At 65.4% G+C, this 7,301-nt stretch carries 10 protein-coding genes; 2 read left to right on the forward strand and 8 right to left on the reverse strand.

Features of this window, described 5'->3' with window-relative positions; genetic code table 11:
- Positions 1–544: 544 nt before the first annotated feature.
- Both RX333_RS17060 and RX333_RS17065 read left to right on the forward strand, forming a co-directional pair.
- Complete coding sequence (locus RX333_RS17060) at positions 545–898, forward strand: thermonuclease family protein (RefSeq protein ID WP_316016168.1); 354 nt, start codon at positions 545–547, stop codon at positions 896–898.
- A gap of 43 nt (positions 899–941) precedes the next feature.
- Entirely contained in the window at positions 942–1,157 is a 216-nt protein-coding gene (locus RX333_RS17065) for a hypothetical protein (protein ID WP_316016169.1), read from the forward strand.
- An 11-nt stretch (positions 1,158–1,168) separates the two neighbouring features.
- Here the strand turns inward: RX333_RS17065 and RX333_RS17070 are convergent, their stop codons facing one another.
- From RX333_RS17070 to RX333_RS17105, 8 genes are all read right to left on the reverse strand, one after another.
- Positions 1,169–2,437 (reverse strand): Y-family DNA polymerase, encoded by a 1,269-nt coding sequence (locus RX333_RS17070; RefSeq protein ID WP_316016170.1) that lies wholly within the window; start codon positions 2,435–2,437, stop codon positions 1,169–1,171.
- Entirely contained in the window at positions 2,434–2,820 is a 387-nt protein-coding gene (locus RX333_RS17075) for a LexA family protein (protein ID WP_316016171.1), read from the reverse strand. Before RX333_RS17075 ends, RX333_RS17070 begins: the two co-directional genes overlap by 4 nt.
- 133 nt (positions 2,821–2,953) lie before the next feature.
- Positions 2,954–3,637 (reverse strand): SOS response-associated peptidase, encoded by a 684-nt coding sequence (locus RX333_RS17080; protein WP_316016172.1) that lies wholly within the window; start codon positions 3,635–3,637, stop codon positions 2,954–2,956.
- A gap of 12 nt (positions 3,638–3,649) precedes the next feature.
- On the reverse strand, positions 3,650–4,069 hold the full coding sequence (locus RX333_RS17085) for a type II toxin-antitoxin system VapC family toxin (RefSeq protein WP_316016173.1): 420 nt from the start codon (positions 4,067–4,069) through the stop codon (positions 3,650–3,652).
- Positions 4,069–4,308, reverse strand: a complete 240-nt coding sequence (locus tag RX333_RS17090) for a FitA-like ribbon-helix-helix domain-containing protein (RefSeq protein ID WP_316016174.1) — start codon at positions 4,306–4,308, stop codon at positions 4,069–4,071. Before RX333_RS17090 ends, RX333_RS17085 begins: the two co-directional genes overlap by 1 nt.
- A gap of 137 nt (positions 4,309–4,445) precedes the next feature.
- On the reverse strand, positions 4,446–4,829 hold the full coding sequence (locus RX333_RS17095) for a hypothetical protein (protein ID WP_316016175.1): 384 nt from the start codon (positions 4,827–4,829) through the stop codon (positions 4,446–4,448).
- Complete coding sequence (locus RX333_RS17100; RefSeq protein WP_316016176.1) at positions 4,829–5,125, reverse strand: hypothetical protein; 297 nt, start codon at positions 5,123–5,125, stop codon at positions 4,829–4,831. The genes RX333_RS17095 and RX333_RS17100 overlap by 1 nt, the downstream gene beginning before the upstream one ends.
- Before the next feature lie 68 nt (positions 5,126–5,193).
- Complete coding sequence (locus tag RX333_RS17105; RefSeq protein ID WP_316016177.1) at positions 5,194–7,062, reverse strand: ParB/RepB/Spo0J family partition protein; 1,869 nt, start codon at positions 7,060–7,062, stop codon at positions 5,194–5,196.
- Between the last annotated feature and the right edge of the window lie 239 nt (positions 7,063–7,301).

A 7,301-nucleotide genomic window follows, 5' to 3' on the forward strand; every position in this document is an offset into this window, starting at 1 on the left:
CGGCGTGCCGCCCTAGAGCCTGGCCCATGACGGATTCCGACAGGGGGAAGCCCGACATAATGAGGTCGATAACCTGAATTGGAGAGAGCTGAGGCAGTTTCTTCAGCTGCCGATGACCTTAGCGATTGGATCTACCTGCCCGTCGCCAGACCCGAAAATCAAACGACCCCAAACAAAAAATCGCTCGGGGCCGATGGTCTTCAGAACTGTTTGGCTCAGTCTGACATCCTTCTGTTCGATTTCCGGCCTCGGGTCAATGACCTCGGCACTCACCACCAAGGTCTTGAAACCGGGTAATTTCGTTTACCAGATAATGCAGGATACCCATCAATGATCGCTGTACGGCATCGACCTGCTGGGCCAGACTCCATCAAGAGATCGTTAGGAGAGCTGGGGGATACTGACGGCGATGACGACGACGAAACCGAACGCTCGACGACACCTCTTGGCAACGCTCCTCGCAGCGACATCCGCCTTGCTGCTGACCCCCAATCCTGCATCAGCCCTGGGCGACGGTCCCGGGACCGGGCCGACCCCCAGCCCGGTGAGCTGCGCGCGGCTGGAGGCGGTCGATGGGGACAATGTGCGGTGCGACGGGTTGAACGTGCGGTTGGTGGGCTGGGGGTCGCCGGGGCGGGGCGGTTTCGATGCGGCCGAGACCAGCACGGGCGGCCATGCTGAGTGCCTGGAGGAGGGTCTGATCGGGGATCGCGCGACGCAGCGAATGCGCCAGTTGCTGCGCGGTGATGTCGAGCTGCACCTGTTCGAGGAACGCGATCGGTACGGACGGGGCCTGGGACGGTTGGTGCTGGCGGATGGCCGCACGGCGGGCGACGTGATGCTGGAAGAAGGCTATGCGCGCGAATGGCCGGACGGGCCCGAATGGTGGTGCGAGTGACGTTGACTTCCTATGTGCAAGCGATCTGCAAGGGGAGGACAGAATGAAGCAGCTCGAAGACGGAACCTGGGTGATGAATGCCGGGCCTTGCGAAGAGGCGTTCCGCAAAGGGTTTCAGCATGGCGCTGAAAGGATATTCGAGGCTGTTAAGGCAGGCGTGAACCACGACGCCCTTGAAGCCTATCTTCGCGGCCCGCTGCAAGAATGGCGAAACGACTTCGAGACACCAGCTCATCCTCCCGAGGTTTGGGATACCTGACACTATCGGGATTACCGCACGACCGGCAGATCGGAGATCCGAGTGGTGTAGCGCGGGCTGCGCATGTCAGCGCGCAACTTCCAAGTCCGGGTCGTGCCTTCGCTGGCGATGGTGAGGGTCTTTCGTCCGAAGCGGTCGTTGACCGCATCGAGGGCGGCCATCAGCTCGGCCGATCGGGGTCGGGGCGCGTCGAAGAGCGTGCGGGGCCGATCCTCGGCCCGCACGAGATCGTCGAGGATCACCCCGGCCTTGGTGAAGCCATAGCCCCCCTGCCCCTTCGGCCAGGCGGCCTGCGCGCATCTGCGCGCGGCCGCGACGAGATCGAAGGTGTCGGCCGACATCGGCACGAGCCGGGTGGTCCTCGATGCCGAGTGCTGCGGCCGATCGGGCTTGTGCGGGTTGGTGTGGAAGAAGGCGGTCAGCGTGCCCGCGACGAGGCCATGCTGGCGCAGCTTCTCGGCGGCGCGGGTAGCATGGGCGGTCAGCGCCTCGAACAGCGTGTCGAACTCTGTCATGGGGGTGGAGGCGGAGCGGGTGACGGCCATGCCCTTGCGCTGCGGCTCGACCTCTTCGAGGGAGAGACAGGGCTCACCTTGCAGCTCCAACACGGTGCGTTCCAGGACCAGGGTGCCGAGCGCGCGCGCCTGCCGCGCAGGCATGTCGCGCAGCTCGGCCGCGGTGGTGATCCCGAGCTTGCGGAGCTTCGCCTCGGTCCGCGACCCAATGCCCCAGATGTTGCCAACCGGCACCCTGGGCAGGAGCCAGCCTGCGATCTGCTCGTCCATCATGTCGAGCACGCCGTCGAAGACCGGGTTCTTCTTCGCCAGCTCGTTCGCGCATTTGGCGAGGGTCTTGGTCGGCCCGATCCCGACGCGGACGGGGATGCCGATGCGGCGCAGGACGGCGGCGCGCATTTTGCGCGCATGCGCGTCGCGGTCGCGGAAGCCGGAGAAGTCGAGGAAGGACTCGTCGATCGAGTAGACCTCCACCGATGGCGAGAAGTCATGATAGACCGTGACCACGCGGCGCGAGATGTCGCCGTAGAGCGTGTAGTTCGAGCTGAAGACGCGCACCCCATGCGCGTCGATCTTGTCTCGGATGTGGTGCAGCGGCTCCCCCATGCGGATTCCGAGGGATTTCGCCTGGTCCGAACGGGCAATCGCGCATCCATCGTTGTTGGACAGGACGATAACGGGCGCGGAGCGGATGGTGGGGTCGAACAGGCGCTCGGCCGAGACGTAGAAATTGGCGCTGTCCGAGATCGCGATCGGGCGCTTCATGCCAGCTCGTAGCGCCGCACGACGCCTGCGATGACGCCCCAGATCTCCGTATCCTCGGTGATGGGGATGTCGGGATAGTCGTTCGCGCGATTGGCCGTGGTGAGCATGGGGCGTCCATCGCGACGGCGCAGGATCTTCGCGGTGACGGCACCGTCCACCACGGCAAGGACGGCGCGACCGGGCCTGCCCTTTCCGGCGCGATCCACGGCGATGATGTCGCCATCGAGGATCCCGGCGTCGATCAGGCAATCACCCTCGACCCGCCACCAGAAGGTCGAAGCCGGATGGCGCACGACCCAGGCGATGGGGTCGATCTCGTCTTCGAGATCGTCCGCAGCCGGCGACGGGAAGCCCGCGCTGACCGGCGCCGCGACCAGGCGCACGGGTCGGGAGGAGAAGGCAGGGGGTGGATCGCAGGGATGGACGGGCACGGCTCGGACTCACGATGTTCACTCAATGTTCCAGACATCGCGGATGCGGCGGCGATCTGTCAAGCAGTGGCGCTGCGACAGGTCGTTACGAGTCGAGCCCGCCTCGATCGGATTTCAGGGTCTCGCCTTGCTGGTGGATCACCATGCGCTCGGCGGGAAAGGGCGCGATCAGCGCGAAGGCCGCATCCGGTGTGCCGGTCAGCCATGTCTCGTAATCGTCGGGATCGAGGATGCACGGCATCCGGTCGGGATGGGTCTCGCGGGTGAGCGCATTCGGCGTGGTGGTGACGATCGAGGAGGTGACGAGGTCGCGCTGCTCGCCGCCATAGTTGCCCTTGAAGCCGCGCCAGACACCCGCGAAGGCGAAGGGCGGGCGCGCCTCGGGGCCGTCCAGGCCGAACCAGACATAGGTGGCCGGACTGCGGCCCTTGGCCTCGCAAAAGCTCGTGGCGGGCACGAGGCAGCGGCGCTCGGCGAAGCTCGACTTCCAGAAGGGTGAGCTGCACAGCTTGTCGTCGCGGGCGTTGTTGACGGCCTTGGGCTGAATCGGCTTGCCCGTCCTCTTCGAGACCTGCGGCAGCACGAAGCCCCAGTGCGTATTCTCCAAGACGCGGCCTCCGTCCTCGTCCGGGCGCACGATGGGCGCGGTGCCTTTCGGGAAGATCGCCGTCAGCGGCTCGGCATTGCCGAGCCGATCGGCGGACGCCTCGACGCCGAAGAGCTGGCGCATCGTCTCGGGTGGCAGCGTGTTGGAATAGAGGTTGCACATCGCAGGTCTCGCTTAGGCGGTCCAGGGATCGATGGTCGTGACACCCATCGCCTTGAAGGGAGACGTGTCGCGCGTGGCGACGCTGGCCCCGTCATGGGCCAGCGCGATCGCCGCGATCTGCCCATCGGCGAAGTGGACCGCCTGCCCGGCCCCTCGGGCGGCGGCGGCGTGGCGCGCGTAGCGACCGGCGGCCTGCGCATCGAAGGGAAGGATACGATCTGCGAAGGTGCGCTCGAATAGATTGGCGGCCGCGTCGCCGAGGGCGCGTTTCCGAGCACCTTCGGGCAGCAGGTCGATGCCGTAGAGGATTTCCGCCACCGTGATCGCAGTGATGTAGGTCTCGGTCGGATTGCAGCGGTCAAGGAACGCCATGACGTTTTCGTCGGGCGATGGCCGCTGCGTCTCTGAGACCACATTCGTATCGAGGATCATCATGTGAAATCGACCGGGCGCGGATCGTCCTGCGATCGCTCGATGACGAGAGGTTCATCCGTCATGCCAGCCCAGCAGGCCCGCATCGTGGCACCCAAGCCGCCGCCGAAGCGTTGCTTCATCTCGCGCGCGATCATGCGGCGCACTTCCTCCTCGACGCTGCGACCGTTGAGCTTCGCGGCGAGCTTGAGGTTGTTGTGATCGTCCTCGGGAATGTTGCGAACCGTCATGCTGCCCATGTTTTGTCACCTCCTGCGCTCGACACCAGCATGATAGCAATTTTAGAAAGTGATTGCAATCTGTACACATCCCCTGAAAGGCGAAAGGCCCCGCCGAAGCGGGGCCAATCTCATCCTCACCACAAGGAATCTCTCGATCAGGAAGCGCGGCCCTGGTTGCCGTGGATGGCGAGCCAGTTCGCGCCGGGTGTGATCGTGTTCTTATCTTGTTCCAACATTTTGCACCGGTTGTAAAGGGCCATTATGCGCGGTGTGTGGGGTGCGTCGGCCCGAAGGCCGCGCGGCGGTCGGCAAAGGCCGGGCGGCCCGGCCATCAAGAGATCGAGCGCCGCCTCGATGGCGATCCTGTCGGCATCCACCGCGATCAGCTCAAGTGGCAGAGCCTCCACATGCGCGGCGAGCGCGATGTTTCTAGCTTCGGAGCTGCGGCGGGCATCGAGCCGCTTCGCGCAGATGGCCCATTCCCGGACGGACCCCCACCACAGTCGAGTTCCCGGCGTCCTGTACTCGATCCGTGCCATCAGCTCGCCTTCCTTACCTGCTCGAACAGCGGCAGCACGTCAACACCGCCGTCGCCCCCTTCTCGGTCCTCGCGGTATCCGGTCGGGTCGATCACCCAGCCTGTTGCGCTGCGCTCGATGCTGGCATCCGGCCCGTGCTGCCGAATGAACAGCGCATCGGCGAGGTCCTTGCGCGATTGATGGAAGTCGGAGGCCCGGTGGCCACTCGGGCGCTTGCACCAGCCGCCGGGCTTCGCGCGGCAGGTCGCGCAAGGGACAGCCAGGACCGGGTGCGCGTGTCCGCAGAATTCCGCCATGTCTCGTCTCCTCCGTGGTCCGCTGGGGGTTCGGGGAGGCAGGGGCCATGCGGCCCCTGCCCTGTCGCTCACTCGGCCTGCACCGTGTCGTCGGTGGTCTCGAAGCCCATCTCGACCGGGTGCCACGCCTTCACGCGGGCCTTCTGATCCGCCGTCAGGGCCTTCTGGGCATCGGGGTCCTCGAACCAGAGAGCGAGGGCCGCAACCTTGTCGGCCTTCTTCATCTTCACGGTCTCGGCGCTGGGGGCCTTACCCAGAACCTCGGCGAACACCTCGTCCAGTTGCGCCGCCGTCAGCCGCTTGAAGAACGCCTCGTTCGGGGTCCAGACATCGCGGACATTCGGGACCAGCATGGAGGCGATGTGGTCCACGAAGGCGCGCTTGGTGCCGTTGCCGTGCAGGTCGGAGCCGAAGCCGCGCGCGATCGCTGCCGTCAGAAGCGCGTTGCGCTGCTTCTTGGGTGAAGCGCGGAAGGTCTCGAAGGTCTCGACCGTGCCTGCATCGCGCTTGAATCGCACGGTATAGGTCGGATCGAACCGCGCATCCTCGTCCAGCCCCATGTCGTTCTTCGGCATGTTGGGCATGGTCTCCATGTTCACCGCGACCGGGGCCGCGTAGGAGGACAGGTCGGAGGCCAGCACGAAGGTCAGCAGGTCCAGTGCCAGTTCCGGCTTCTTCGCCAAGGCGCGCTGGATGGCGGCATTGCGGATGCGGGTCATGTCGTCGGTCAGCGCCTGCGGGTACTTGGGCTTCTCGGTGGTTCCCGTACCGACATGGGCGGACTTGCGGCAGATGCCCGCCTCGACGGCGGCGTCGATGTCCTCGGGGCGGACCATGCCAGCTTCGATGTGAACCTTGCCGCTCCAGTCGAGGGTGACGAACACGCCCGCATGGGCCATCTGCTCGGCGCTGTAGGGACCGGGCCGGTCCATCTTCTCCGACAGGGCCTCGGCTTCCTCCTGTTCCTCGTCGGTCGCTTCGCCATATTCGACCTTCTCGGCCAGATCGTCATAGCGCGCCTGTTCCTCGTCGGTCAGGCCGATCGGCTCGGCATAGGTGCGGCCCATCTTCTGCTTGATGTCCCACGGGGTGTCCTCCGTGCTGGTCTCAACCCACTTCCAGCCTTCCGCCCGCAAGTCAGTGGCGATTTCTTCCAGCTTGGCAGTCGCCAGTTCGGTCAAGAGCGCCGCGTCGTTGAAATGCACCTTGTCCTCGAACAGGTCGGTGGTGATGGTGCCGCCTGCGGCCTCGTAATCCTCGCGACCCACGAACTTGCCTTCCCGGCCCCCACCATCAGCCATCGCCGCCGTCAGTTTGCGCCGGATGGTGTAGGCTTCGCTGCCGTAGTAGGTGCCGTTCATGTCCTCGAACACAGCGAGCGCATGAGCCTCGTCCTGTGCCAGCGTGTAGGCCGCTGCCGCGTCCAGTGTCAGCTTGTCGGCCCGCAGCGCGTCGAGGATCGGCGCGGGTAGCCCTGCCAGCTTCATGCGCTGCTGGACCCGGCGCACGGTGACGCCGAAGGTCTGCGCCACCTTCTCGATGGGATAGCCGGTGGTGGCGAGGTCGGCGAAGGCGCGGATTTCATCTGCGGGGTGCAGTTCGGCGCGCATGATGTTCTCGGTCGAAGCCCACGATTGCGCCTCGGTCCTGTCGGCGGTCACGCGCACCGGTACGGCGAACCCGGCCCATTCATCGGCGGCATTCTCGGCAAGGGCTTGGAGCGCACGGAGGCGACGCCCGCCCGCGACGATCTCGACCCGCTCGCCGGTATCGAAGCCCGCGAGGGACTGGATCAGACCGACGCTCTCGATGCTCGCGACCAGTGCGAGGATTTCCTCGTCGCTCACGGTCTGACGGGGGTTCATGGGCGACAGCGCGAGGTCGCTCACGGGGATGTAGGAAACCGTTTCTGCGGCGATGTGGTTGGTATCTTTCATGGTGTCTATCCTTGACGTGGTGGTGATGCCCGGTCGTGCTGGGACCGGATCAGCGCAGGTGCTGTGCGAGGAACCGCTGACCGATCTGGGCGGAGAAGCCCCCCTTCGCGATCAGGGCGGCGGCTTCTGCCACCCGGCTTTCGAGCCAATCGTTGTCCATCCGTGTCTCCTTTCCGGTTCGGAACGGTTGCGGCCTTGGGCCACATCCGCTGATGGGCGGCGCCTCTTTCACTGGTCTG

The sequence above is a fragment of the Roseobacter sp. HKCCA0434 genome (assembly GCF_032464675.1).
GTDB lineage: Bacteria > Pseudomonadota > Alphaproteobacteria > Rhodobacterales > Rhodobacteraceae > Pontivivens.

Bases quoted from the DNA above. Each gene is read 5' to 3' on its own strand.
- RX333_RS17065 (WP_316016169.1), top strand. From the start codon at position 942: ATGAAGCAGCTCGAAGACGGAACCTGGGTGATGAATGCCGGGCCTTGC.
- RX333_RS17070 (WP_316016170.1), bottom strand. From the start codon at position 2,437: ATGAAGCGCCCGATCGCGATCTCGGACAGCGCCAATTTCTACGTCTCG.
- RX333_RS17080 (WP_316016172.1), bottom strand. From the start codon at position 3,637: ATGTGCAACCTCTATTCCAACACGCTGCCACCCGAGACGATGCGCCAG.
- RX333_RS17085 (WP_316016173.1), bottom strand. From the start codon at position 4,069: ATGATCCTCGATACGAATGTGGTCTCAGAGACGCAGCGGCCATCGCCC.
- RX333_RS17090 (WP_316016174.1), bottom strand. From the start codon at position 4,308: ATGGGCAGCATGACGGTTCGCAACATTCCCGAGGACGATCACAACAAC.
- RX333_RS17095 (WP_316016175.1), bottom strand. From the start codon at position 4,829: ATGGCACGGATCGAGTACAGGACGCCGGGAACTCGACTGTGGTGGGGG.
- RX333_RS17100 (WP_316016176.1), bottom strand. From the start codon at position 5,125: ATGGCGGAATTCTGCGGACACGCGCACCCGGTCCTGGCTGTCCCTTGC.
- RX333_RS17105 (WP_316016177.1), bottom strand. From the start codon at position 7,062: ATGAAAGATACCAACCACATCGCCGCAGAAACGGTTTCCTACATCCCC.